The organism is Kitasatospora sp. NPDC094019 (assembly GCF_044764505.1).
Lineage (GTDB): Bacteria > Actinomycetota > Actinomycetes > Streptomycetales > Streptomycetaceae > Kitasatospora.
Genome location: NZ_JBIWIF010000004.1, coordinates 501,116 through 527,381, shown reverse-complemented (window position 1 = coordinate 527,381; position 26,266 = coordinate 501,116). Strand labels below are relative to the sequence as shown.

Below are 26,266 nucleotides of genomic sequence, written 5' to 3'. Positions count from 1 at the left end.
GGTCATCGCTCCCTGGGCTCCACGACGAGGCGGATGCCGTCCACCGGGCGGAAGGACACCAGCGTGCCCAGCGTCAGCGGGTGGTCCGGGACCAGCCGCAGCCGGAAGCGCTGGGCCACCATGGCCAGCGTCAGGTGGGTCTGCACCAGCGCCATCTGGTTGCCGATGCACTTGCGCTGGCCCCCGCCGAACGGGAAGTAGGCGTACCGGGGCTGCTGGGCGCGGTTCTGCTCGGTGAAGCGCTCCGGGTCGAAGCGCTCCGGGTCGACCCAGTAGTCCGGGTGCCGGTGGGTGACGTACGGGACCATGAAGACGCTGCCGCCGGCCGGGACGTGCCAGCCGTTGACGTCGTCCTCCGCCACGGCGTCGCGCGGGTACACCCAGATCGGCGGGTGCAGCCGCAGCGTCTCGTCGGTGACCATCCGGGCGTACGGGAGCTTCGGCAGGTCCTCGATGGTGGGCGTGCGCCCGCCGAGCACCTGCTCGACCTCCTCGTGCAGCCGTTCCTGCGCCTCCGGGTCCTTGGCCAGCTCGTAGAGCGCCCAGGCCAGGCCGGTGCCGGTGGTCTCGTGGCCGGCCATGAAGACCGTCATGATCTCGTCCCGGACCTGCTGCCGGGTCCACTCGCCGCCGCTCTCGTCCCGGGCCTGGAGGAGCAGGCTGACCAGGTCGGTCAGCCCCTCGTGCCGGCCCTCCCGGTGCGCGTCGACGATGCCGTCGACCACGTCGTACATCACCTTGCGCGCCTGGCGGATGCGCCGGTTGTACGGGATCGGGACGAACTCGGGGGTCAGCTGGTTGAGGGTGCCGCGGAAGACCATGGCCTCGATGGAGGTGACCATCGCCGGCCCCACCCGGTCGCTGAGCGGGTGGAGGTCGGTGTCGAACATGACCTTGCCGAGGGCCCCCAGGGTGAGGTCCATCATCTCCGGCACCACGTCGATGCCGGCCCGGTCCGACCCCGCGTGCTCCCACCGGTCGAGCACCAGGGCCGTGGAGTCGGTCATGGTGGTCGCCATGTTGTCGATGGCGGTCTTGTGGAACAGCGGGTTCACCACCCGGCGGTGCTGCTTCCACTCGTCCCCGTCGAGGGTGAGCAGGCCCATCCCCATGAAGATCTTGAAAGCGTCGTAGCCCTTGCCCCGGATGTAGTTCTGGTTGTTGTCCTGGAGGACGTACTTGATGTTGTCCGGGTGGTAGTTGAGGTGGACGGTGAAGTAGCCCAGCGGCAGCCGGACCATGTCGCCGTAGGCCCGGCTCAGTTCGGTGAACAGGGCGGGCGCGTTGCGCTGGAACTTGCGCAGGTTGCCGGGGACGGTCCGCAGTCCGCGCGGCCCCGGGGCGGGGCGGGCGAGCCGCGCGACGGCGGGCGCGGGGCGGCGCGCCGGTCGGCGCTCGGGCGCGGCGACGACCGTGGCCACCGCCGTTCCCGGCTCCGGGGCCGGCTCCCCGCCGGTGTCCTTGCTCGCGGTCACGTCGGTGCCCGCCTTCCTGCTCGTGGCGTACTTCGTGGCGTTCTGGGGGTCCGTGGCCGCCGGCGTCGGCCCACCAGCCGCGCCGGCCTCAGCTTTTCCCATCGCCGTCACCACCTCGCCGGCCTCGGCGGCCTCGGCGGCCGCTCCGGGGCCCTCTCCGGGATCGACCGCTCCGGCATCGACCGCCTCGGCCTCCGGCTCCCCGGGATCGACCGCTCCGGCATCGACCGCTCCGGGATCGACGGCCCGGGCGGCGGCCGCCTCGGCCATCTCCTCGGGGGTCAGGAACCTCCCGGTGTTCCGGTCGAGGTAGCCCATCAGCGTCCAGTCCAGGTCCTTCATCTGGATCAGGATCCGCCCGTCCGGACGGACGGCCACGAAACGGTTGCCGCTGCCCGCGTTCCGCCCGTCGGCCTCCGCCCCGGGCAGCACCGCGTACAGGTCCACCCGCCCGTACCGGGCCGCGACATGGCTGTCGCCGCCGTGCTCGTAGACGTCGATCCGGCCGATGCCCAGCGGGGCCGCGAGCGGGATCAGGTCACCGTCGACCAGGGCCAGCACCCCGGTCCTGGCCAGCCCGTCGAGCAGCACCACCGGGATCCCGAAGCTCCCGAAGACCCGGTGGTCCGTCGGCAGTTCGAGGTTGTAGGTGGCGCGCTTGCCGTCCGGGTGCAACCGGGTGTCGGTGGTCGACACGAACAGGTCGGTCAGCAGCACCGGGGAACCCGGGCTGTGGTACGGGTCGGGCACCGGCGTCTCCGCGGCCGGGTGCCAGGACTTCCAGTGCGGCGCGTCCGGCAGGTCGCCCGCCAGCAGCACCCGCACCTCGAAGTGCAGCCGGTCCTTGACCAGCACGGTGCCGTTGGGCGCCACCACGTCGTGGGTGATCCGCACCGCCACCACGGCCTGCCCGAGGTCGGGCCGGCGCTCCACCAGCTCGGCCCGGATCCGCTTCCGCAGCCCGGCCCGGTCCGACTCGCGGACCTTGAGGAAGTGGTGGAAGCGCAGGTCCTCGAAGGCGAACACCTTGAGGTCCGGCACCAGCCACGAGGCCGCCTCGAAGGCGATCTCGGTGACGAACGTGCCCGGCAGGGTGGGCGCGTCGCCGACCCGGTGGTGGCGCAGGTAGTCGTCCCGTTCCAGGTCGAAGACCCGCTCGAAGGTGACCGTGTCCGCGCCGCGCTCGACCACCTCACCGAGGTAGAACGGCAGCTCCTCGGACTCCGGCGTTCCCGCCGGCTCGCCCGCCGCCGCCGCGGCCGGCCGCTCCGGGCGCAGTGGCTCCAGCTGCTCCGACGGCGTCGCCGGGTCCGTACCGCCGCGCGGCGCCCCCGGGTCGAGGAAGCCGGGCAGCAGCCGGTCCACCGCCCGCCGCTCCGCGTCACCGAGGTGCACGGTGTACGGCGACGGCTTGGCGAGGTTGAGCTCGCGGACGAAGTGGTGCACGCCCTCCGCGGTGCTCATCGCGGAGTAGAGACCGCTCTTCTCGAAGTACGCCTTGGTCAACTCGTTGGCACCCAGGCCGACCTCGCCCCACAGGGTCCAGCCCACCGTGAACTCGTGGGTGCCCAGCACCTGCTGGTGGTAGGTCGCGGCGGCGCCGAGGAAGTCGTTGCCCGAGGCGTAGTCGGCCTCGCCGACCTGGCCGGTCATGCCCAGCAGCGAACCGAAGTTGCACCAGGCGCGCGGCGGCCGGCCCCGCAGGGCGTGCTTGAGGTTGAAGTAGCCCAGCACCTTCAGGTCGCGGACCTGCCGGAACTCCGCCAGGCTCTTGGTCGCGATCGGCGCCGAACGGTTCAGCCCCGCCGCGTTGACCAGCAGGTCGATCCGCCCGGCCTCGGCGTGGATCCGGTCCATCGCGGCCGTCACCTGCGCGCGGTCGGTCACGTCGCAGGGCACGTAGTGCACCGCGCCCGCGCCGCTGTGCTCGGCGATCCGGCGCAGGTTGGCGCGGATCACCCGCGCCTGGCCGATCCGCTCGTACGCGCGGTTGAGCTGCGCGGGGTTGCGGCCGGTCCTCAGCGCCAGCTGCTGGCGGATGTAGTCGGCGCGGCCCTTGGCGAACGCCTCGTCGTCCAGCTCCAGGTACTCGGCCGGGTGGGAGTCCACCGGGTTGCTGCCGAGCACGTAGACCCGGGGCCGGAAGTGCCGGGCCACCTCGGCCAGCAGCTCGGCGGTGATGCCCCGCCCGCCGCCGACCGCGACCACGACACTGTCCGGACCGAGCGTCGCCTCCCCCGGCGGCACCAGCTCGCCGGGCTCCTCGGCGAGGGTGACGGTCAGCCGCCGCCCGCCGTCGAGGAAGGCCGAGGGGACGCCGCGCCGGAACGCCGACTCCCGCTCCGCCTGCGCGGCCCCGGTGGCGGCCTCCCGCGTCCCGGTGATCAGCGCGTAGGTCAGGCAGTGCGGCGCGTACTCCAGGTGGATCACCTTGAACAGGCCCGTGAACATGCCGGTGAACGGGTGCGGGGTCCGGTCGGTCATCGCCCCGAGGAACAGCCCGACGCAGCTCGCGCCGCCGGCCTCGTCGGCAAGCGCCTCGTGCCGCTGCTGCACCGTCAGGAAGACCAGCTCGTGCAGGGCGCTCAGCGCCTCCGCCTCCCCCGGACCGGCGGTGTCCGCGCCGGACAGGTCGGTGATCACCCGGATGTGCCGGATCAGCCGCCGCGGGTCCGCCTCGTCCAGCAGACCCGCCAGCGCCTCGGCGTCCGGCACGTGCCGGACCCCGGGGCCACCGGGCACGGTGGACAGCACCAGGGTGCCGGCCGGTGCCCCGGCCGCCGTCACCGTCTCCGGCCGGTCGGTCAGGACGACGGTGGGCTCCGCGGGCCAGAACGGCAGCTCGGCGCGCACCGGCTCGCCGGGCGTCGCGGTCAGCCCGGGCACGTGCCGGCTCACCACCAGCGGGTGCCGGTCGTCGTACTGCCGCTCGTCGTAGAAGGCGGACGGCACGTGGAGGTCGGCCTCGGGGGCCGGCCCGGCCGCCGACAGCGGGGCCGAGACCCGGACGCTGAGGTCGGGCGCGCCGTTCTCACCGCGGCAGACCACCAGCGCGTCACGCCCGGCCGGCTCCTCGGCCAGCACCTGGAGGATGCCGATCGCACCCTCGGCGCCCAGGTAGCAGGCTTCCCGGCCGGGGCGCACCGCGCCGCACTCGACGGTCGGCACCGGCGCGGCGGCCGCCCCGTCGGCGGGCTCCGTCTCGGCGAGCGGGGTGTCCAGGTAGCCGAGCACCTCCAGCCCGGCCGCGGCGGCGGTCTCCTCCGTCACCAGGGCGAACAGGAAGGCGCCCTCGGCCAGGACGCTGCGGCCGTCGAGGGCCTCGTCCAGCAGTTGGCGCACCTCGTCGGTGCTGTTGCCGTTGATGCCGCCGACCAGCGCCATCGTCAGCTCGCCCTGCCGCAGGTAGCGGATGGCGACGTCGATCGCGCTCAGGGTCGAGGTGAACCCCGTGTCGACCGTCATGTTGAGGCCCTTGAGGTCGAAATAGTTGGCGACCCGGGCCGGGATCACGTTCGGCATCATGCCGGGGAAGGAGTCCTCGTTGGACGGCGGGACCAGCCGCCGCACCTCGGTCCGGAGCAGCTCCAGCGCCTCCGGCAGCCACGGCGCCGAGGCCAGCGAGGCATCGGCCTTCAGCGCGATGGTCAGATCGTCCAGGTAGCAGCGCAGCGCGTAGAGCGTCGCGTTGCGGGTCGCCCCGAGGTGGCCGAGCACCACTCCGGTCGTCTCGCTGTTGTCCTCCCAGAACGATCCCAGGCTGTCGCGCAGCCGGTGGGCGCACTTGAGGATCATCAGCTGGCAGCGGTCGATGCCCCGCATCATGCCGGGGGGCATCCGCACCTGCTGGAACGACGGCAGCGGGTAGGTGTCGCCGAAGGAGACGTCCTCCGGACCGGTCCGGCCGAGCCAGGAGGCCAGCTCGTCGGCGGTCTCGGTGCCCGGCACGTGCGCCGTCCGGGCCACGATCGCGATCCGCTGCGGCGGGACCTGCCGGGTCCGCGTCGGCACCGGGCTCCCGGGGGCCGCCCTCGGCGCCGCGGGCGGCTCCTGCACGACCAGGTGGGCGTTGGTGCCGCCGAAGCCGAAGCCGGAGACGGCCGCCGTCCGGCGGCGGGCGCCGCGCGGCCAGGGCACGGCCTCGGTCGGCACGACCAGGTTGGACGCGCCGATCGCGAAGTCCGCCGGGGTCTCGGTGAACCGGTGCTGCGGCGGGATCACGTCGTGCCGGAAGCCCAGCACGACCTCGATCAGCGAGGCCACGCCGGCGGCCCAACCGGTGTGCCCGATCACCGACTTGTTGGAGGTGACGACCACCGGGGCGCGGCCGGGCTCGTGACCGCCCAGCGTCTCGCGCAGGGTGGTGAACTCCGCCAGGTCGCCGGCCGGGGTGCCGGTGGCGTGGGCGACGATCCAGTCCGGCCGCACGTCGTCCATGCCCGGCCGGTCCAGCGCGCGGCGGATCGCCAGCTTCTGGCCGGCCGCGCTCGGCGCGTAGATCGCCTTGCCCTTGCCGTCCGAGGAGGAGCCGAAGGCGCGCAGGGTGGCCAGCACCCGGTCACCGTCCCGGCGCGCCCGGCTGAGCCGCTTGAGCACCACGGTCGCGGCGCCGTCGGAGAACAGCACGCCGTCGCTGTCCTTGTCGAGCGAGCGGACCTCGCCGCTCACCGACAGGCCGTTGAGCTTGGCGAACAGGATCGACCCGCGCGGGCCCACCGCGAACGAGCCGCTGCAGACCGCGATGTCGTGCCGGCCCTCCAGCAGGCCCTTGAGGCCCAGGTCCACCGCGTAGAGCGAGGAGGAGCAGGCGGTGTCCACGAGCAGCAGCTCGGCGGAGTCCGGCAGCACGTCCCGCATCGCGTTGAGCCCGACCCGGTGCGGGAAGAAGTGCAGCGGCTCGGGGCCGCTGCGCGGGTAGTGCCCGTCCAGCCGCCGCTCGACGGTGGCCAGCGCGGCGGCCCGGTCCGCCCCGGACAGGCCCAGCCCGTCCAGGATGGGCGCGATCCGGCCGAGCACACCGGCCCGGACGGTCGCCTCCTCCAGATGCTGGCTGCCGTCGGCGGTGTAGCCGACCAGGAAGGAGCAGCGGTCGTCCGGGTCGTGCCGGACGCCCTCCATCGCCTGGAGCAGCGAGTGGCGCAGCCAGAGCGTGGTGGACTCCACCGCGTTCGGGTCGGTGCCCGCCTCGGCCAGCTCGCGGGCCAGCTGCGGGTGCGGCACGAAGTCGGTGATGAAGGCCGAGCGCTTGGAGTAGGTCTTGTCCTCGTCGCGCTTGTCGGCCGAGTGGAACTTGTCGTTGTCCCACCGGTCGGCGGGGATCTCGACGAACCGGTCGGCGCCGTGCATGAGCTCGTGCCAGTACTCGTCGAGGTCGTTGGCGCCGGGCACCACGATGCCCATGCCGACGATGGCGATCTCGTCGTCCTCGTCGAACGCCTCGTCGTGCGCCTCGTCCTCGACGGCCTTCGCGGCCGCCGGGGCGAGCGGGGCCGGTTCCCGGCGCGGGGTCACCGCGGCCTGCACGGCGGCGGTGACGGGAACGGTGACGGCGGCGGTGACGGGAGCGGTGACAGCGGGGATGACGGGGGCGGCGGCGACCGGCGCGCCCGCCGGGGCCACCACCGGGGCGGCCTCCGGCCCGTCCTCCCGCCCGTCCTCCGACGCCCCGACCGGGATCGTCGGCGGCACCGGCTCCACCAGCGCGCGCGGCGGCGAGAGCAGCGCCTGCCCGGTGGACAGGCCGCCGTCCGCCAGGATCACCTGGCCGGTGATCCAGCTCGACCTGGGCGAGGCCAGGAAGGCCACCACCTCGGCCAGCTCCTCCGGGTGGCCGAGCCGCCCCATCGGGGTGGCCTCGATCGTCGCCCGCTGCATCCGCTCGGCGTCCGGGAACAGGTCCACGACCTCGCTGTACAGCATGCCGGCGGCGGCCGTGTTGACCCTGATCCCGTCCCGGGCGTAGTCGACGGCCAGGTAGCGGGTCATCGCCTCCACCGCGGCCTTGGCCGGTCCGCAGGCCAGGTAGTTGGCCATGACGAACTGGCCGCCGCCCAGCGTGGAGAGGTTGACGATGCTGCCCCCGCCCCGCCGCGCCATCAGCGCGGCGGCGCGCTGGGCGCACGCGAGGCCGCCCTTGAGGTTGGTGTTGAGGGCCCGGTCGATCAGCTGGTCGGTGACCTCGCCGCCCGGCACCAGGGCGCCGTTGGCCGCGTTGTTGACCAGGATGTCGAGGCCGCCGAAGCGCTCCTCGATCTCGTCGAACATCCGGTCGACCTGGCCGCGGACGGCGACCGAGGCCCGGATCACGTGCGCCCGGCCGCCGGCCCGCTCGATCTCCTCGGCGGTCTCCCGGGCGGGCCCGGGCGAGTGCAGATGGTTGATGACGACGAGGGCACCGTCGGCGGCGAGACGCTTGGCGATGACCTTGCCGACGTTGCGCGCCCCGCCGGTGACCAGGGCGATCTTTCCCTGCAGTTCCTGGGACACCTCGCTCACACCGATCCGCCCGAGGCGATGATCAGGTCAGCGATCTTGCCGAGGGTGTTGTAGGCGGCCGGACGCACGTCGGACGGCCGGGGCGGCAGCTCGTAGCGGTTGCCGACGCGCACCAGCAGCTCCGTCTGCTTCACCGAGTCGACGCCCAGCTCGGCCTCCAGGTCGGTGGCCTCCTCGAAGACCTCGGCCGGGTACTCCAGCGCCTCGGCGTAGATGTCGGCGAGCTGGCGGACCAGGGTGTCCCGGTCCACGGCCGCCGCCGGGACGGCCGCGACGCTCCCGTTCGCGCTCCCGTTCAGGCTGCCGTTGACGCTCCCGTTCGCGCTCCCGTTCGCCGCGCCGACGCTCGGCTCCTCCTCCTTCGCGCCCAGGTAGGTCAGGTACGCCTCGCGGGCGAACGCCCGGACCTCCACGCCCCGGCCGTTCCAGAACGCCTCGAAGTCCTCGGCCGGCACGTCGGACAGCAGCGCCGCCCGCAGCTGGTCCGCCGAGGAACCGCCCGAGCCCGCCGCGACCGCGCCCACCGAGGCCAGCCGGTCGAGCGCCTGCCGCAGCACGGCGGCGCCCCCCGCCTCCGGCAGCAGGGTCGGCACGGTGGTGACCGGCGACTCGACGATGCGGCCGGTGATCCGGCTCAGCGCGTCCAGCGCGCCGCTCTCGACGAACACCGACACACCGGTGCCCGCCAGCTCGCGGACGGTGTCGCCGAAGCGCACCCGGGCGGTGAAGTGCCCGGCCAGCAGCTCGGTCAGGCGGTCGCCGTCCTCGTAGGCGCGGCCGATGATCGGCGAGTGGACGGTGGTCTCCAGCGGACGCTGGCGGATGTCCGCGATCCGGGCCGCGAACTTCTCCGCCGCCGGCCCGAGCAGCGGGCTGTGGAAGGCGTACGGCGACTTGAGCCGGGCGAAGTCGATCTTCAGCACCGCGGCCAGCCGGCCGATCGTGTCCAGCGTCTCGGCCCGGCCGGACAGCACGGTCTGGCCCGCGTGGTTCTCGACCGCGATGCCGGTCAGCGGGTCGCCGACGAGGTCGACGAGGCGCTGCGCCCGGTCGGCGTCGGTGCCGATGGCGGCCATGTAGGCGTCGCCCAGACCGGCCTCGCGCAGCGCGATGCTCCGGTGGCAGACGATCTCGGCGCCCTCGGCGGGCGTGAACGCGCCCGCGGCGACCAGCGCGGCGATCTCGCCGAGGCTGTGGCCGATCAGAACGTTCGGGCGCAGACCGCGGGACTTCAGAACGGTGTAGGTGGCGGTGGAGACCGCGTAGATGGCGAGCTGGAGCGCCTCCGGGGCCTCCCGGAGCAGCTGCTCGGTGTCCGGCGTCCGCGTCGCGAACAACTGGTCCACCGCGCGGTCGCCGAGCAGCGGACGGGCGGCGTCACCGATCTCGGCGAGGACCGGTCCGACCTCGGGGAACTCGTCCCGCAGGTCGGCGAGGGCACGGCCGTAGAACGCACCCTGGCCCGGAAAGAGGACGGCAATCGAAGTTTCAGGCATGACGCACACTTCCCCCATACTCATTTGCGTGATCAGCTGCACCGGCGGATCGCGCCGCATTTACTTGACCGATGAGACCGTATTCACGCCCCCACACTCGGGAGAGGCGGTTCCGGTTAATCTTCGGTTAAATCGAGAACGCGATCACAGCCGAATTCGATGCCTTCAGACAGGGCATCAGGGACGCCATTGTCCGGAAATGCATCAGGAGGTCCGGCCCGGCGGCGCACTCCCACAGCGCGCGAAACAGCCGAGCAACTGGCCTGCAACAGAACGTCGTTGACATCCGTCGACACCGCACGACGTCAGGCGGTCGTCACCGCCCCCTACCGCTGCCCACCAGTCGAACAAGTGGAATGACCGACTTCGGTTCCGCAATTGTCAGCCACTGCCACATTTCAAGTCCGTCGTCCCCCGTACCACTGCGTGCCGAAGCACACCGGCTCATACTCGTTTCACCCTAGGAATGGGCCTGACGACAAGTCAAGTACTTTCTTTCGCGACCCGTCGGTAACATTCCTGACCTGCGACGAAGTACTGTGCCGACTTCGTCACAACCCTTCATTTCTCCAGGCCATGTCAAGTTGTGCGCCACGAAACAGTGCGAAACAGAAACGCTTCTGCCGGTACTTCCGCAAGCGGTTCCCGAACCTTCCGACAACCTCCCCGAACCACCCCGGGAATCGACGCACAACGCCTCCCCACCCGTGCGCCCCCACGCCGGTTCGTGCGCCCACCTCCCACGCCCCCGTCCGCGCCCGCGGCGTCCCGTCGGCCCCCACTACCGCCGTCCCGGGCATTTCCCCTGCGTTCCCCGGCCGGTCGCGCGCGGCCGGCCCCGCGATGTGGCAGGCAGGAAGCGGACACCCCCTTCCCCGATCCGACGGAGCCCCCATGCGCCGACGCCACGGCGTCCTGCTGACCACCGCCCTCCTCGCCCAACTCGCCGCCGGCCCCTTCCCCGCGACGGCCACCGCCCCCGGCGCCCCGGAACCGACCGCCCAGTGCGGGGTGGTCCGCAGCGGCGGAACCCCGCTCGGCGACGCCGAGGTGACGCTCTACCAGGCCGGCGACGGCGGCCACGCCCGGCCCCGGGTCCTGGCCCGCGCCCGCAGCACCGAGGACGGACGCTTCACCCTCGACTACCGCCGCCCCGACGACCCCCGCGCCGTCCTCTACGTCCTGGCCGACCTGCCGGGAGCCGGGCGCACCGCCGCCGCCACCACCGACGGGACCACCACCGACGGAGCAGACCTGAACGGCCCGCACGACCCGCACGGCCCGGTCACCCTCGCCGCCGTGCTCGGCGGCGCCGCCGCTCCACCGGAACTCGTCGTGAACGAGCGCACCACGGTGGCCGTCGCCTACGCCCTGTCCCGCTTCACCGGCCCGGCCGGCGTCTCCGGCACCCACCCCGGCCTGCAGAACGCCGCCGCGATCGCGCACAACCTCGCCGACACCGGCACCGGCGACATCGCCGCCACCCTCGCCACCCCGCCCAACGGCCACCTCACCTCGACCATGGCCGAGTTCAACACCCTCGCCAACCTGCTCGCCGCCTGCGTCACCGGCGACGCCTGCGACCGGCTGTTCGACCTGGCCCGCCGTCCCGGCCACGACCGGCCCCAGGACACCCTGCGCGCCGCCGTCGACATCGCCCACGACCCCGGCCACAACGCCGCCGAGCTGTTCGACCTCGCGCGGACCAGCCCGAGCTACCTCCCCGCCCTGTCCGACGCCCCGGCCGCCTGGACCGTCGCCCTGCGCTACGACGGCAACGGCCACGAGATCGACGGCCCCGGCAACATCGCCTTCGACGCCGACGGCAACGCCTGGGTCACCAACAACTACCGCTACGACGCCGACCCCACCGTCCCGGTCTGCGGCGGCCGCGCCCTCCTCAAGATCACCCCCACCGGCCAGGACGCTCCCGGCGCGCCCTACCGCGGCGGCGGCCTCTACGGGGCCGGCTTCGGCATCACCGTCGACACCACCGGCACCGCCTGGGCCGGCAACTTCGGCTTCCAGGGCGACGGCTGCCCGATCGACCCGACCCCGCTCGAACGCAGCCTGTCCCGCTTCGCCGCCGACGGCACCCCGCTCTCCCCGCCCGAGGGCCTCCAGGAGGGCGGTATCGCCCAGCCCCAGGGCATGGCCTCCGACCGGACCGGCACCGTCTGGACCGCAAACTGCGGCGGCACCGGCGTCACCCGGATCCCGGACGGCGACGCCACCCGCGCCCGCGAGATCCCCCTCCCCGGCCTGCGGAAGCCGTTCGGCGCCGCCGTCGACCCCGCCGACCGCCTCTGGGTCACCGGCAACGGCAACGACAGCGTCCAACTCCTCGACCCCGACGGCACCCCGCGCCGGACCGTGACCGGCGGCGGCCTGCGCCGCCCGCTCGCCGTCGCCACCGACAGCCGCGGCAACGCCTGGGTCGGCAACAGCGGTATCCTCCCCGTCCCCTGCGCCGGCAGCACCGCCGACGACCTCGCCGCCGCGGCCACCTCCGCCACCGACGACCCCGCCACCCGCCCCGGCGCCTCGGTCACCCTGATCCACTCCGACGGCACCCCCGACCCCGCCCCCTTCACCAACGGCGGACTCTTCCTCCCCTGGGGCATCGCCGTCGACGGCGACGACACCGTCTGGGTCGCCAACTTCGGCGGCCACCGCGTCGCCCGCCTCTGCGGCACCGACCTCACCGCCTGCCCGCCCGGCCACCGCACCGGCCAGCCGATCTCCCCGCCCGACACCGGCTACCCCAGCGACGGCCTGGACCGCAACACCGGCCTCCGGATCGACCCCTCCGGCAACGTCTGGCTCGCCAACAACTGGCGCACCGTCCCCCTCCGCACCAACCCCGGCGGCCACGAACTCGTCCTCCTCATCGGCGCCGCCGCCCCCGTCCCCTCCCCTCTCCTCTGACCCCACACCCCCGAGAGGGCCCGGCCGGCACCCCGCCCGGGCCCTCCCACCCCCGAACCGAAGAACCGGGACCGCTCGAACCGGCAGGTGCCGGGCCGTCCGCCCACCCCTCGCTCGCGCGAAGTCGAAAGCGATCTCGCGCCACGTCGACCGTCGGTCCACATCGCTAAGGTTGACAGGCGAAACACCCGGTTGGCCCGCAGTGACAGCGGGTGACACACCGTGCGGACCGGGCTGCTGAGCTGTGGAGGCTGCAATGGAGCGTGAGGCTGCGACGCGCAAGCGTCGGATCGACCCGAAGCTGCGAGCTGCCGGCTGGACCGTGGCTCCTTGTCGGCCGTCGTTCACGAGCAGCCCTCCGCCGGCTTCCGCGGTCGAGGAGTGGCCCACTGCCGCTGGCCCTGCCGACTACGCCCTGACCGACGGAGGGGCGGTTCGCGGCATTGTCGAAGCCAAGAAGGTCACCGTGGGGCCTCGCGGTGTGCTGTCCCAGGCAGAGCGCTACTCGCGAGGGGTGGCCGGCGGGCCGCTCATCCGAGGAGAGTTCGGTGTCCCCTTCCTGTACTCCACCAACGGCGAACAGATCCACTTCCATGACGTGCGCCGCCAGCACAACCGCTCGCGACAGATCTCCGCCTTCCACACACCGGCGGCCCTCACCGAGTTCCTCGCCCGGGACACCGACGCGGAACTGGCGGCACTCGGCGCCATGTCCTTCAACCAGCGGCTCCGGCCCTACCAGGTGGAGGCGAACGAGGCCATCGAGCGGGCGATCACCGAGGGCAAGCGGAAGCTGCTCGTCGCGATGGCCACTGGCACCGGCAAGACGTTGACGACTGTCAACGAGATCTACCGCCTGATGAAGTCCGGCGTGGCCCGCCGGGTGCTCTTCCTGGTCGATCGGCGAGCGCTCGCGGCACAGACCGTGCGCGAGTTCGCTTCCTTCGAGCCCGAGCCGGGCCTGAAGTTCGACAAGATCTATCCGCTCTACTCCCAAGCCTTCAAGCGTGAGGACTTCGGGGAGGACACGGTGTTCGACGCCAACGTCATGCCCTCCTCCCTGCTGACAGAGCCCAAGCTGGGCGACGCCTTCGTCTACGTCACCACCATTCAGCGGATGTCCATGAACCTCTTCGGTGGTGAGCGAGCACTCAGGACCGACGACGGCGAGGTCGACGCCGATGTTGATCAGCTCGACATCCCGATCCACACGTTCGACCTGATCGTCGCGGACGAGTGCCACCGCGGCTACTCGGCGAAGGAACGCGCCGTCTGGCGGGACACGCTCGACCACTTCGACGCCATCAAGGTCGGCCTGACGGCCACGCCGGCCGCGCACACCGTGGCCTACTTCGAGAACATGGTCTACCGCTACGAGTACGAGCGCGCGGTGCGGGAAGGGCATCTCGTCGACTACAACGTCGTCAGGATACGCTCGGACATCCGTATCAACGGCATCTTCCTCCGTGAAGGCGAGCAGGTCGACCAGATCGACCCGGAGACGGGCACCAAGCAGCTCGACCTGCTTGAGGACGAACGGTCCTTCGATGCCAGCGAGATCGAGCGCAAAGTCACGGCACCTGATTCCAATCGAAAGATCCTCAACGAACTCAAGCAATATGCCGAGGAGTTCGAGGAGGCACACGGCCGCTTCCCCAAGACTTTGATCTTCGCGTTCAACGACCTCCCCCACATCTCGCATGCCGACCAACTGGTCGGCTTGGCGCAGGAGATCTTCGACCGCGGCGAGGACTTCGCCGTCAAAATCACCGGGCGGGTCGACCGTCCGCTGCAGCGAATCCGCGAGTTCCGCAACCGACCGAAGCCGAAGATCGCTGTCACGGTCGACCTGCTGACCACCGGTGTGGACATCCCCGACCTGGAGTACCTGGTGTTCCTGCGCCCGGTGAAGTCCCGCATCCTCTTCGAGCAGATGCTCGGTCGCGGAACACGGCAAGGCGGTGCCCAAGCGCCGGGCAAGGACCACTTCGTCGTGTTCGACTGCTTCGACGGCAGCCTGATGGAATATTTCAGGAACACCACCGGGATCACGGCCGAGCCGGCCGAGAGCGACAACAAGTCCACTCCCCGGATCATCGCGGAGATCTGGGAGAACAAGGACCGCGACTACAACGTCCGCCGCCTGGTCAAGCGGCTCCAGCGTATCGCCAAGTCGATGAGCGGTGAAGCGTACGAAGCGTTCTCGGCCTTCATCCCGGACGGCGACATCAGTGACTGGGCGTCCAAGCTCTCGACTCTCCTTCGGACATCGTTCGTCAGCACGATGAAGATCCTCCGCGATCCGGCCTTCCAAGACCTCCTCGAAAATTATCCTCGGGGCGGAAAGACATTCCTGGTGGCCGGTAGCGCCATGGACGACGTCAGCTCGGAATGGCTCATCCGTGGCATCACCGGAAAAGAGTACCGACCGGCCGACTACCTGGTGGCGTTCAGTGACTACGTGCGCAGGGAGAGTGAGACTCTTGAGGCTGTCTCAGTGCTGCTCAAGAGGCCGAGCAGCTGGAACCCCCGAGTTCTGACCGAGCTGCGCAATGTGCTCAGCCGTACGCCCGAGCACTTCACCGAGGCCAACCTGGAGCGAGCCTTTCGTGCCACCTACGGCAAGGCGCTCGTTGATATCATCTCGATGGTCAAGCACGCCGTTCTCGACGACGCACCGCTGCTGACCGCCCAGGAGCGGGTCCGGTCGGCTGTGGCCGAGGTGGCGAATGGCCTCCGGCTCACCACGGATCAGCAGCGGTGGATGGACTACATTGAGCAGCACTTGGTCGAGAACCTGTCGATCGACCGTGAGGACTTCGATCTCATCCCGATCCTGTCCGCCCGCGGGGGCTGGGGGCGGGCCAACCGCGTCTTCGACGACCATCTGCCCGAATTGATTGAACAATTGAACGAGGGACTTGCTGCCGTATGACCGACGTCGTAGGAAAACTCTGGGGCTATGCCTCCACGCTTCGCCACGACGGTGTCGACTACGGCGACTACATCGAGCAGCTGACTTACCTCCTGTTCCTGAAAATGGCTGACGAGCAGGGGCGGCAGCTGCCCGACGAAACGGACTGGCCACATATCCGCAGCAAGTCCGGCATCGCACTCCTCGACACGTACGAGAGCGCTCTGCGAAAATTGGGAAAGCAGCCCGGGATCCTCGGTGACATTTTCTCCGGTTCGCAGAACAGGCTTGCAAATCCGGCTTCGCTCGCCCGGCTGATCAAGGTGATCGACGAAACCGAGTGGACCAGTCTCGAAGTCGACGTCAAGGCGGCAGCATTCGAAGGACTCCTGGAGAAGTCCGCGGCCGAGGGCAAGAAGGGCGCGGGGCAGTACTTCACGCCGCGCCCGCTCATCCGTTCGATGGTGCGGCTCATGCAGCCGGATCCACGGGCCCATGTGCACATGGCGATCAGCGATCCGGCCTGTGGAACGGGCGGCTTCCTTGTCGCGGCCTACGAGTGGCTGAAGGATCGGACCGGAGGCGCGCTGGACCGTTCCACGGCCACGCGCGTGAAGAAAGCGACCTACTACGGCCAGGAGCTGGTCGCGCGCCCCCGACGCCTGGCTCTCATGAACCTGTTTCTCCACCAGGTCGAGCCGCACATCGCACTGGGCGATTCCATCTACGAAGCACCCGGCGACCAGCGCTTCGATGTGGTGCTGACCAACCCGCCGTTCGGCAACAGGGGTGCCAGCAATATCCCCGTCCGGGACGACTTCACCGTCGAAACCTCGAACAAGCAGCTCAACTTCTTGCAGCACGTCCTCACCGTCCTGAAGCCCGGGGGTCGTGCCGCGGTCGTCGTCCCCGACAACGTCCTTTTTGCCGACAAGGCCGGCGAAGTTTTCAAGATTCTCATGGAAGACGCAGATGTGCACACAGTGCTGCGCTGCCCGAGAGGAACATTCAACCCCTACACCCCGGGGACCAAGACAAACGTCATCTTCTTCACGAAGGGCCGCCCGACAGACCGGGTCTGGATCTACGACGCCCGCGCCAACGTCCCTGCCATTACCAAGCGGTCCCGCCCCCTCACGGATTCCCACTTCACCGAGTTCGAGGACTGCTTCGGCTCGGATCCCAACGGGCAGTCGCCGCGCACTGGAACGAGTTCCCCGACAGGCCGCTGGCGCGCGTTCGGAATCGACGAGGTCAAGGAGCGAGGGTACAAGATCGATAGCTTCAAATGGCTTCGCGACGAAGAGGCCGACGAGCTGGAGGACACTCCGGAGCCGGGAGATCTGATCGCTGACGCGTTGACCGAGCTCCGGCTGGCAGTCGTCCAGATGACCACGCTGCAGAAGCTCTTCGGCGACGAGGGAGCCGACTCGTGACCAGGTGGCGAATGACCACGATCGGCGACGTGGCACAGGTGAATCCACCAAAGCCCAAGTACAAGGAGCTGACCGACGACGACGTTGTCGGTTTCGTTCCGATGGCCGCCGTCGACGAATCGTCGGGCGAAATCTCCGTCGTGGAAGAGCGTCCGCTGGGCGAACTGCGGGCGAAGAGCTACCGGACCTTTTCACCCGGGGACGTTCTCTTCGCGAAGATCACGCCGTGCATGGAGAACGGCAAGTCCGCCACCGTTCCGGAACTCCCCGGCGGTCACGGGTTCGGGTCGACCGAGTTCCACGTACTCCGCCCCGGCCCCGAGGTCGACGCCCAGTACCTCTGGAACTTCGTTCGCCAGAAATCCTATCGGGTTGAAGCCGAGGCCCACATGACCGGGTCCGTCGGCCAGGCACGTGTCCCCGCGGGCTTTCTGCGCGACACCGAGATCCCCCTCCCGTCCCTCGATGAGCAGCGTGAAATTGTCGACCACCTGAGATCGATCAGCGACCGCACCCGGGCCGCCGCCGAACACCTGGCGACCGCGAAGCGCATCATCAGCAGCGTGAACCGTTCTCTGCACGCCTCTGCGTGCACGGGTCGCCTCACGGAGGATTGGCGGCGTGCGAACACGGACGGGCCCGACACCGAGATCCCCTTCGGCTGGAAGACCGTTCGCGTAAGAGAAATCACCGAATGCCTGGATCGCCTCCGGAAACCGGTGAACAACGTCGAGCGCGCAAAGCGTCCCGGGCCCGTCCCGTACTACGGCGCAAATGGACAGGTCGGCTGGATCGATGAGCCGCTGTTCGACGAGACCCTCGTCCTGGTCGTGGAGGACGAAACGTTCACCGGTCGGACCAAGCCGTTTTCCTACCTGATCTCCGGCCCTTCCTGGGTCAATAACCATGCCCATGTGCTCCGCGCCACGGACGAGATTTCACCTGAGGCGCTCAATATCCTCCTGTCCTTCTACGACTTCATCCCCCTGACCTCGGGCTCCACAGGACGCCGGAAGCTGAACCAGAGATCACTCATGGATGCCGAGCTCTTGCTGCCGCCGGTACCGGAGCAGCAGGAGATCGTCCGACGCGTCAACGAGGGCCTGAAAAGCACAGCTCTCATCACGGACCAGCTGGATCGCGCGCTCCGCACCTTGGGGCAGACGTCACAAGCAGCCGCGGCAAAGGCATTTCAAGGCTGATCCTGTTCCCGTCCTCCGGAAGAAGAAGCAGGAATCCTCAGCGGCTGGGGACGTCATGGTGACAGCCCCCAGCCGCCCGGATCCGACCACGACGACGATCATCCGATCGTCGATGACGAGCGGGCTGCCAGCAGAAATGCAGGCGCCGGCCTGTGGCGCCCCGGGCGGACGCCATCACCACCGCCCCTGCCACGTTCAACACCGTCAACAAGTCCCCGTGGCCGTGCAGCCCTACGTCAACTCCGCCCAGGCGGCCCACCCCGCCTACGGGAACGCGCGGGCAGCCCGCCCGCGGCCGTGCCGACGGCCACGGAGAAGGCAAAAGCCCCAGGTCACGGCGAGTGAGTCCTGGGGCTTCTACAGAGCCGCCTGCGGGATTCGAACCCGCGACCTACGCATTACGAGCACACTTGATCATCCGCCGACCCGTCCTAATCGGCGTGCCCGCGTCCCAGTTTTGCCTGGTCAGGGCACATCTGTGCGTGACGGCTCGTCCCATACGGGTCGGCTGGTCCCAAGTGGCTATGGATACTCCCGGGCAAGTTCCGGGCAAGTTGCTCCGGAGGAATCCCGTAACCTCTCCCTGCTCCGTCCTGCTCCGGTGGCGCAGAGCCTGTTACTCAGAGTGTTCGATGGGCTCCCCCATCAGTCACGCCGCGCGGGGCTGGGCGGCACGCGTGATCGCGCCGTAGCGACGCTGGAACTCTCTCAGCTCTGTCACGTACTGCTCGAACCTCGCTATCAGCGCTTCCAGCCCTGCCGCGTCCAGCGCCTGCTCCTCCATGCCCTCCACGTCGACGGACGGCAGGAACGGCCGAGGCGTCTCCGGGTCGGCTTCGCCCATGAGCGCGACCTTGAGTAGCAACGGCGCGGGCTGTCCATCACCACCCGGTGCGGTCAACAGCAGGGCGGAACCGTAGTGCCAATCGGACGGCTCCCGATGCCCGACATCGCACCACTCCGGGCAGGCCGACCCGGTACCAGCATCCGCCGGTATGCCTGATGTGCTCTCCATCGAGGGACCTCCTCAAGGCTCCGCTTGGGCCAGCCTCACAGCGGCAGCTGCAGGGCCACACCGTCCACCGCTACTCTGCATCGCCCACCCGGGCCTCCGCCGCCGCGTCGGCCGCGCGCCTCACTCGTTGGAGTGAGGCGGGGCCGAAGAGGTTGCGGCCGGGTTCGAAAGCAGCTTGCTCCAACAGCCGGGCATCCCGGCTCGCCCGCCCGCCGCAGTCCCTGCATCCCCAAGCCCAGATAGGGCAATCCTGGTCACGTGAGCAGGTACGCCGAGACCAAGCCCTACGCCGTCCCAAACACCCTGGCGGAACTGACAGGACCGGTCCACCGCCCCATCCGGCTGCCGCGCCACCTCGACTGGGGCCCGGACTACGCCTACGACCTCAACGACGCAGACCTCGCGTCATGTACGAACGCGTGGTCCGCGAAGCACAGTCCGCAGCGGACTTCCAGGACCATCTCGACGGCGCCACCCTGCAGCGGCTGTGGCCGCACCTGATCATCCCCGCACCTGCCCGGGCCCGCTGGGAGCAGCGTTTCCCTCGGCTGCGACGGCAGCGTAGGCCGTCCGCCAGACCAAGAAGTCACCGGAATCTGCCCGTGGAGTTCGCGGTCGGCGCGAGGTAAGTCACCCCGCCGTTCCCGCTCCGCTGACAGTGCTGGTTTCTATACTGGTCTCCATGAACCCGAAGGTGGAGCGCGCCGCCCTCGTCGCTCTCCTGCGGCGGGGAGACCGTTCGTGGCCTGAGCTGACCGACCAGGTCGAAACCGTCGGCAGCGCGTACGAGGTCCTGACTGCCGCATTGGACGCGTCGGGGCAGGGCGCTCTGTTCGACACCCGGCCCGCTGACGACCTGGACGCCATCACGGAGGAGATCGCCGGCTGGGAGCGCGAGGGCATGCGGTTCGTCACGGTCCTGGACGAGGAATACCCCCTCTATCTGCGGCTGGTCCACCAGCGTCCACCGTTCCTCTTCCTGCGGGGCACCCCAGTGGAAGAAGACCTCCGGGTCGCGGTCGTCGGCACCCGGCACCCTTCCCCCGAAGGCGTGGCCCACGCCCGCGCCATCGCTGGCGGGCTCGCCAGGCGCGGCGTCACCGTCGTCAGCGGACTAGCCGCAGGAATCGACACAGCTGCCCACAGCTCCGCGCTCGCCGTGGGCGGCCGAACCGTGGCCGTTATCGGCACCGGTCTGCGCCGCTCCTATCCGGCGCCGAACGCCCCCCTGCAGCAGGAAATCGGTAAGCGCGGGCTGGTGATCTCCCAGTTCTGGCCGGATGCACCACCTTCGAAGGCATCGTTTCCGATGAGGAACGCCGTGATGAGCGGCTACAGCCTGGCCACCGTCGTCGTGGAGGCCGCCTATCGCAGTGGTGCCCGTATGCAGGCCAGGCTCGCGCTGGAGCATGGGCGCAGGGTGTTCCTGATGCGTTCCCTCCTGGTCCACGAGTGGGCGCGCGAGTATGCAGCGAGGCCGAACACCACCGTCGTCGACGGCTCCGACGACGTCTTCCGGGAACTCGACTCGCTCGTCCCCGCTGTGGGCGAGCTGACCTGGGCCTGACGGCAGACACGCATGGCCACTGTCGGCGAACTGTCCGCCCGCTATGCCAACTTCCTTATCCACCCGGCGCTACCTGGACCGGGTATCTGCGAGGTCTGCCACGGCCCGGCGAACGCTCCTTACCCGATTTGCTGGCAGTGCCACCAGGCCCGAATGATCCTCCGTTCCGGAGTGGCGGACGCGGTCGTGCCCGTGAGCCTGGCCCTCAAGGGAGAGCAGTACGCCAACGAGCTCTGGCGCTACAAGAACACCTCCGGCCCGCAACAGGAGCACTTCCGCATGGGCCTGGCGGCCGTTCTGTGGCGCTTCCTGGCCCTGCACGAAGCCTGCATCGCAGACAGGTGCTCAATCCCCGGCTTCGACGTCGTCACCACCGTGCCCAGCACCAGCGGGCGCGTCGACCATCCCCTGCACACGATGGTGGCCCAGACCGTCGGCACGACCCGCGATCGCCACCGCGACCTACTTACGCCCACTCCCGGGGCCCAGGGCCTCGGCAGAGCCGCATCGCCCGCGCGGTATGTCTCTTCACCCCTCAGTGGCGAACACGTCCTGCTCATCGACGACACCTGGACGACCGGCGGCCACCTCCAGTCCGCCTCCGCGGCCCTGAAAGCCGCCGGCGCGAGCACCGTTGCCGCAGTCGTCCTCGGCCGGCACCTGAACATCAGCTACGGCGACACCGCGACCCTCGTCCAGCAGGCGCGACTCCGCCGATTCTCCTGGGAGGCGTGCGCCCTCCAGTCGTCGAGGCACACCTGAACGCCTGGTATCAACGCCGGACTCCGGACCAAGCCCCGCACCGGGTGCCGCTGGCTTGAGCGCTTCCACACCTACATCGGCCGCGACCGCTGCTGAACCGAGGTCACCATCTGAGCTGCCTCGGAACAATAATCAGCTGCATCATCTGCATTGAGATTTTCCGTGATCCAGAGTCAGCGCAACAACCCTCTAATCATCCTGACGACCGCGCTTGCTCGGTCGAGGAATTCGTCGGGGCAATCGACATGCACAGTGTCGTTGCTTCGTAAAAAGAGTTCAGCCGCCGCCGACACCAATTCAGGCCGCTGTTCCGGCTTCGCTCCCGCGACGCGTGAGCCTCGGCAGCGAGTCGGTATTCAGGCCACCAGCCGCACGGGTGGGAACCGCGACAGGCGCCTGTTCGGATCAACCGCGCAGCAACGCCCACACTTCGTTGAGCCGCTTCATGTAGGACTCGCCGACTGCACGAGTGAGTTCCGCCACGGCATGCGCCAGGCGGAGCGTGGGGACCGCCTCGGGCGTACCGAGTACCTTGAGTTCGCTCAACACGTCGTAGTAGCTGCGAGGCAGCTTCCCGGTTCGGGAGATGAGGCTCTCCTCGGCGAACGCGGCCAGAATGTCGTCGGCGACTTCTCCTTTTCGCAGCCTGTAGCCTGCCCACCTCCGCTTCACTTGGCTGACGTGAATTCCCCGCAGCCCATCATTCAGCTGCATTCCGAGGTCGGCCGCCACCCGCACAACGACGGCCTCTTCACTCACAGCCACCTTAGTCTGCCAAGCGACTCGGAATTCGTTGTTCCGATTCTGCGTGATGATCTGGCATAGTATGTCGATCGCGGTGTTGAACGTCTTCATCAGCGCGCTGCCGCACGCCATCCAGTCGTCCGATGTCGCCGGATCGCGGCCACCGCATACCGTCTTGACCCAGCGCTTGGCCTGCTTGTCCTGCTTGTCAGCGCCGACATGCTGGTACGAGGTGCGCAATAGGTTGATCAGATCATTGAAGTCACGGGCACCGCCCTGTGGCCTGTAGCTGATCAGGAAGCGCACATCGAGTTTCCAGGTCTCCCACCACAGCTTGTATGCCATCGAGACCAGTTCTTTGAAGCCTGCTTCGTCCTGCACATTGTCAGGCCACGCCCCAAGGAGCGAAAGGTCCAGTGCCATGCCGACCGAGATCTGGCGGTGTTGAGCCAGAGTGGTGCAGCGGGTGCGGAACTCTTCACATTCAGCGTGCATCAGCGGACCGCCGCAGTACGCGGCCCGGGCGGCCAGTGATCGGGTCTGCGAGCGCGCCGCGCATGTTGAAGGCGATGTGGAACGAGGGCAGACTCTCGTTCTTCTTACGGTAATCGGAGATCGAAAAGCGCAGAGGGATGAACGGCACCTCGGTGTGCAGCTCATAGACCCAAGCCGTACCGCGGCGTCCGTCCGGTGTAGCCGACAGGACCCGGCCGGTGAAGACCTGGGCGGTGCCATCCGATTGCGAAGCGAGGTATTTAGAGATGATGCGCGAGGCAACGTCCCGCGACTCGCGGTCAAGCCTGACGAACGCCTCCTTCGATGCCTGGTACTGCTTAAGGTGGAACAGTGCCAACCCACGCAGGAAGTCGCGCCGATACCGGTCGTATCCAACTGTTTCTGGAATCGCATCCACGATGGCCAGGCACTCGCTCCAGGTCTCGTCGCTGAATGCCACTACCTCGCGTTCGCCGTGCAGGAACCGCCGGCCGGCCTTCGACTCCCAGAACAGGTCCAGCAGCAGCCGCGAGCAGCGCCAGTCGGAGCGGACCTCGCTCGGTGCGCGCCGCAGCGTCTCGACGGCCACCTGCGGCCCGTCCTTGCCAACCTTTGCCGCGTGAAGCGCGAGAAAGTAGTACGCGGCTGGGTCGCCGTTCTCAGTCAACGCGATCAGGTGCTTGGCCTCCATGACTGGATCGTTCAGAAGTTTGGCCAGCTCCACATGCCGGTCGTCATATTTGGCCGCCTGCTTCGGGCTCAGCGCGCCGAGGTCAAGGGAATCGAGCGAGGACTGGGCGCTGGCCAGCAGGTCGAGCCGATCGTCTGGCGTCAGCGTGCCGGACTGGACCGCATCTCTGGTGGCCCAGGCGATGACGTCGACCGGGTACACATTCTCCGGATCCACGGCGCGGGCCTGCAGCGCCACCCGGGTCACGTCTCGCATGAGCGTGAGGATCTGGGGGGATGTCGCCTCGTCCGGCGATGCCGACAGCTCGTAGATCTGTGCCCCTTCGGCACTGGCCAACTCCACGAGCAGGTTTAGCCGAGAGTGCGGTGAGGGGTCGGAGTCCTCCAGCGTGGCTTCCAGCATCCGCTGGACATCCCGCACCAACTGGAGACGCTCCTTGCGCGGGATAGCCTCGTTCCGCTGCGCCCACTTGACGTACTCGCGGGTGAGGTTGGCCTCCAGCAACGCTAGGCGGGGGTGCGCGTAGTCCCGGGTCAGCCGCAATTCGCGGAAAGCCTCGGCCAGCTCGAGATAGTGCGGCGTGAAGCGGCGGTCGTCGGACTGCGGGCCAATCCGATCCAGCAGGTCCGCGATGAACTGGACCTCGCCGCCGCCCCACCGGTTCAGCTCCGGTCGGATATTGGTGATCAGCTGGGTTGCGACTTCGACTTCGGTGGGCAGGTTCAGGTCCTCCCGGGCAAGCAGCTCGGCTTCCAGCGGGGTGCGGGTGCCGAGGAACTGGCCGCCGCTGTCGTCCTCGGTCCAGCGGAAGATGTCGAAGTTCTTCACGAGGTCGACCAGCCGATCAGCGCCTTCGCGGCCCAGCACCCGAAGCGCGAGCTCAAGCGGGATGCGCAGCCCGCGACGGCCGGCGACCAGGATCATGGAGGTGATCTGCTCGGCCGCGCTGCGCTCGTCGAACGAGAGGTTGATCAGCTCCGCGTTCGGGCGCTCGGCAGGCCGCAATACGCTGATACTCACGCCCGCGTCCTGCAGCGCGCGTGCGACAGCTGTGAGCCGTGCCTCGCTGTTCCTGGCCGCAGCCCGTGAGAGCCGCTCGAGCCCAATTTCGGCCGCCCGTACCTCGGTGACCAGGCCGTGCCGCAAACTCCACTCCGTCTCCGGGAGCAGCAGGTAGAGCAGCGCAAGGAACGAGGAGTCGAGCCTGTCGATCTGGTTCTTCGGGACCGACACACCGAACGAGGACAGACATGGTGCTAGCCGCCTGCCCTCGGCAGCGCTGAGCACCGGCTCGACTGTGATGATGCTTTTGCGCTTACGCGCGGACATAGGCGGCAAATAGCTGCTGCCGACTATGACCACTCTCTGTCCGCGCGAGCCCAGCTGCCGCTGGAGCAGGTAGTACTCGTCGCTGTCGACCATGCCGTCCCACACCAGCAGGGTCGGCAGATTGTGGCTCCGATCGGCCCACGACGCGAAGGCCTCGATGTCGGCCAGGGTCGGCCGTTCGCCTCGCACCGAGCGGTGCAACACGGCCGCGCGACCGGATCGCGCCACCTCGAGCGCCAGCGCGGTCAGGGCGATGGTCTTGCCAGTCGCCGTCTGTCCAGCGACGATGATCGGCTCAGGCAGGCCCAGCTCCTCTAGCGCCAACTGCACTCGCTGCAGCAGACCGGCCTCGAAGTCTCGCTGTAGGTTGTAGCCGCTGGCCACGGCCTTCCACTGGGGCTGCCCTTCGCCTGTGCCGAGGAAGTGCCGGAATCGCTCGTACCGGATCGCGGACGAGGCAGAGGCAAACGGCTCGAGTAGGTCGGTGTCGACCGGCCGGGCCGCACCGATCACTCGGTTCCGGGTGTCGACGTCGATCTCGGCAAAGGTGTCGCCCACCGGAATAAACCGCCCGCCTTGGGCCCCGCGCCCGGCCGCTGACCGCTGCAGCCGCCCCGTCTCCTCGAGCTCGGCCAGCAAATTAGCAAACGGCTCGCGGTGCGCCACCAGCACGCCACGCTCCTGCGCGGCGTGGAGGTACGGGTCGGCGAGCAGGTCGTCGGTGGCGGAGAAGAGGTGAGCCTGACACGCCTGGAGCCGGGTCACAAAGGTGAACAGGTCCTCTGGCCGCAGCCAGTCGTTGGTTGTGTACCCGTCGATGACCAGAATGCCCCGCGGTGTGATGATCGCATCTGCCAGGGCGGTCAACACCTCGGCTGCGCGGGCGCGCGCCTCGGCAGTGGCAACGGGCCCAACCGGGGGCCGCTCGTCCTCCGGCAGCCCCAATCCACCGAAGAGATATCGCAGATGTAGCTCCGTCGCCGACCGAGGATGCCTTCCGACCTGTGCCTGCGCGGTCGGCACCACGCGGCGCCAGTCCCTCCGGAAGACCTCGAGCAGTCCGGAGTCCACGCGGGAGGTGAACACCCCGTTCCACGGGTAGTCCGCGGTGTCCGGCAACCAATCGGGCACAGGCTGCACCCCTGTCGACTGGTCATATACGGCGTAGGCCGTAGCGCCGTCCGGGCCGAGCAGCATTGGCTGCGGAATCGGGACACCGGAATCGTTGAAGGCCTGACCTAGGAGGAGGAAGGCAGGCCCCTCAACAAGTCGTTGTACAACGGTTGCGATCGCGGACTCCATGAGGATGAGGCTAGCGTCACACACCGGGCCGCGACGGCGTTCGGCGGGCGTCACGCCGGGTTGGTCTTCGGACTCGTCCACGACCTACGCCAGGCCATCTGAGAAGAGCGAGATCGTTTTCTTAAAGGCGCCCTGACAGTAACCGCCCGCAGGGCGCCTCGGCGGCTACGGCAACGGGTCCGCCTCCTGGGGGATTTTCACCAGTCGTCGGGTCAAGCGGGTCGTCCTCGGCCACAGCAGGTGGGAATGGGTTGAGCTGCTGCCGAGGGCGCCGAGCTTCTTGAGCGCGTTGCGCGTCTGCCCGAAGGGGCCTGGGCGTAGATCTCCACAGTCACCGCGAACTGCGAGTGCAGGATGATCTTCATCGCCACGCGCGAGACTGTCCGGACCTTTTCGCCAATGGACAGACCCGGCA

Annotated in this window: 11 protein-coding genes; 6 read left to right on the top strand and 5 right to left on the bottom strand. The window is 69.2% G+C overall.

Annotated elements, in window-relative coordinates:
- Positions 1-2 precede the first annotated feature (2 nt).
- Together ACIQ9P_RS12360 and ACIQ9P_RS12355 are read right to left on the bottom strand one after the other, a co-directional pair.
- Positions 3-7,970 carry a cytochrome P450 gene (locus ACIQ9P_RS12360; RefSeq protein WP_402353848.1) on the bottom strand — a complete coding sequence of 2,656 codons (7,968 nt, stop codon included), beginning with the start codon at positions 7,968-7,970 and terminating at the stop codon, positions 3-5.
- Positions 7,967-9,466 carry an acyltransferase domain-containing protein gene (locus ACIQ9P_RS12355; RefSeq protein ID WP_402353845.1) on the bottom strand — a complete coding sequence of 500 codons (1,500 nt, stop codon included), beginning with the start codon at positions 9,464-9,466 and terminating at the stop codon, positions 7,967-7,969. Before ACIQ9P_RS12355 ends, ACIQ9P_RS12360 begins: the two co-directional genes overlap by 4 nt.
- A gap of 894 nt (positions 9,467-10,360) precedes the next feature.
- Between ACIQ9P_RS12355 and ACIQ9P_RS12350 the strand changes: the two genes are divergently transcribed.
- The 4 genes from ACIQ9P_RS12350 (at position 10,361) to ACIQ9P_RS12335 (ending at position 17,946) form a co-directional block, all read left to right on the top strand.
- Positions 10,361-12,394 (top strand): hypothetical protein, encoded by a 2,034-nt coding sequence (locus tag ACIQ9P_RS12350; RefSeq protein ID WP_402353842.1) that lies wholly within the window; start codon positions 10,361-10,363, stop codon positions 12,392-12,394.
- Positions 12,395-12,650: 256 nt separating this feature from the next.
- Positions 12,651-15,329 carry a DEAD/DEAH box helicase family protein gene (locus ACIQ9P_RS12345; protein WP_402353839.1) on the top strand — a complete coding sequence of 893 codons (2,679 nt, stop codon included), beginning with the start codon at positions 12,651-12,653 and terminating at the stop codon, positions 15,327-15,329.
- The gene (locus ACIQ9P_RS12340) at positions 15,326-16,744 is read left to right on the top strand and encodes an N-6 DNA methylase (protein WP_402353836.1); all 1,419 of its coding nucleotides are present in this window, start codon (positions 15,326-15,328) and stop codon (positions 16,742-16,744) included. Before ACIQ9P_RS12345 ends, ACIQ9P_RS12340 begins: the two co-directional genes overlap by 4 nt.
- 11 nt (positions 16,745-16,755) lie before the next feature.
- Positions 16,756-17,946 carry a restriction endonuclease subunit S gene (locus ACIQ9P_RS12335; RefSeq protein WP_402353833.1) on the top strand — a complete coding sequence of 397 codons (1,191 nt, stop codon included), beginning with the start codon at positions 16,756-16,758 and terminating at the stop codon, positions 17,944-17,946.
- A 649-nt stretch (positions 17,947-18,595) separates the two neighbouring features.
- Here ACIQ9P_RS12335 and ACIQ9P_RS12330 read toward each other — a convergent pair.
- Complete coding sequence (locus ACIQ9P_RS12330) at positions 18,596-18,961, bottom strand: DUF6907 domain-containing protein (RefSeq protein ID WP_402353830.1); 366 nt, start codon at positions 18,959-18,961, stop codon at positions 18,596-18,598.
- Between the two features lie 682 nt (positions 18,962-19,643).
- Between ACIQ9P_RS12330 and ACIQ9P_RS12325 the strand changes: the two genes are divergently transcribed.
- Both ACIQ9P_RS12325 and ACIQ9P_RS12320 read left to right on the top strand, forming a co-directional pair.
- Positions 19,644-20,528 carry a DNA-processing protein DprA gene (locus tag ACIQ9P_RS12325; protein WP_402353827.1) on the top strand — a complete coding sequence of 295 codons (885 nt, stop codon included), beginning with the start codon at positions 19,644-19,646 and terminating at the stop codon, positions 20,526-20,528.
- Between the two features lie 12 nt (positions 20,529-20,540).
- Positions 20,541-21,290, top strand: coding sequence for a hypothetical protein (locus ACIQ9P_RS12320; RefSeq protein ID WP_402353824.1), 750 nt, complete (start codon positions 20,541-20,543; stop codon positions 21,288-21,290).
- Positions 21,291-21,695: 405 nt separating this feature from the next.
- Here ACIQ9P_RS12320 and ACIQ9P_RS12315 read toward each other — a convergent pair whose 3' ends face one another.
- Both ACIQ9P_RS12315 and ACIQ9P_RS12310 read right to left on the bottom strand, forming a co-directional pair.
- On the bottom strand, positions 21,696-22,457 hold the full coding sequence (locus ACIQ9P_RS12315; RefSeq protein ID WP_402353822.1) for a hypothetical protein: 762 nt from the start codon (positions 22,455-22,457) through the stop codon (positions 21,696-21,698).
- A 61-nt stretch (positions 22,458-22,518) separates the two neighbouring features.
- Positions 22,519-25,851: a hypothetical protein gene (locus tag ACIQ9P_RS12310; protein ID WP_402353819.1), complete on the bottom strand. Its 3,333-nt coding sequence runs from the start codon at positions 25,849-25,851 to the stop codon at positions 22,519-22,521.
- Positions 25,852-26,266 lie beyond the last annotated feature (415 nt).

Bases quoted from the DNA above. Each gene is read 5' to 3' on its own strand.
- ACIQ9P_RS12355 (WP_402353845.1), bottom strand. From the start codon at position 9,466: ATGCCTGAAACTTCGATTGCCGTCCTCTTTCCGGGCCAGGGTGCGTTC.
- ACIQ9P_RS12350 (WP_402353842.1), top strand. From the start codon at position 10,361: ATGCGCCGACGCCACGGCGTCCTGCTGACCACCGCCCTCCTCGCCCAA.
- ACIQ9P_RS12345 (WP_402353839.1), top strand. From the start codon at position 12,651: ATGGAGCGTGAGGCTGCGACGCGCAAGCGTCGGATCGACCCGAAGCTG.
- ACIQ9P_RS12340 (WP_402353836.1), top strand. From the start codon at position 15,326: ATGACCGACGTCGTAGGAAAACTCTGGGGCTATGCCTCCACGCTTCGC.
- ACIQ9P_RS12335 (WP_402353833.1), top strand. From the start codon at position 16,756: ATGACCACGATCGGCGACGTGGCACAGGTGAATCCACCAAAGCCCAAG.
- ACIQ9P_RS12330 (WP_402353830.1), bottom strand. From the start codon at position 18,961: ATGGAGAGCACATCAGGCATACCGGCGGATGCTGGTACCGGGTCGGCC.
- ACIQ9P_RS12325 (WP_402353827.1), top strand. From the start codon at position 19,644: ATGAACCCGAAGGTGGAGCGCGCCGCCCTCGTCGCTCTCCTGCGGCGG.
- ACIQ9P_RS12320 (WP_402353824.1), top strand. From the start codon at position 20,541: ATGGCCACTGTCGGCGAACTGTCCGCCCGCTATGCCAACTTCCTTATC.
- ACIQ9P_RS12315 (WP_402353822.1), bottom strand. From the start codon at position 22,457: ATGGCACTGGACCTTTCGCTCCTTGGGGCGTGGCCTGACAATGTGCAG.
- ACIQ9P_RS12310 (WP_402353819.1), bottom strand. From the start codon at position 25,851: ATGGAGTCCGCGATCGCAACCGTTGTACAACGACTTGTTGAGGGGCCT.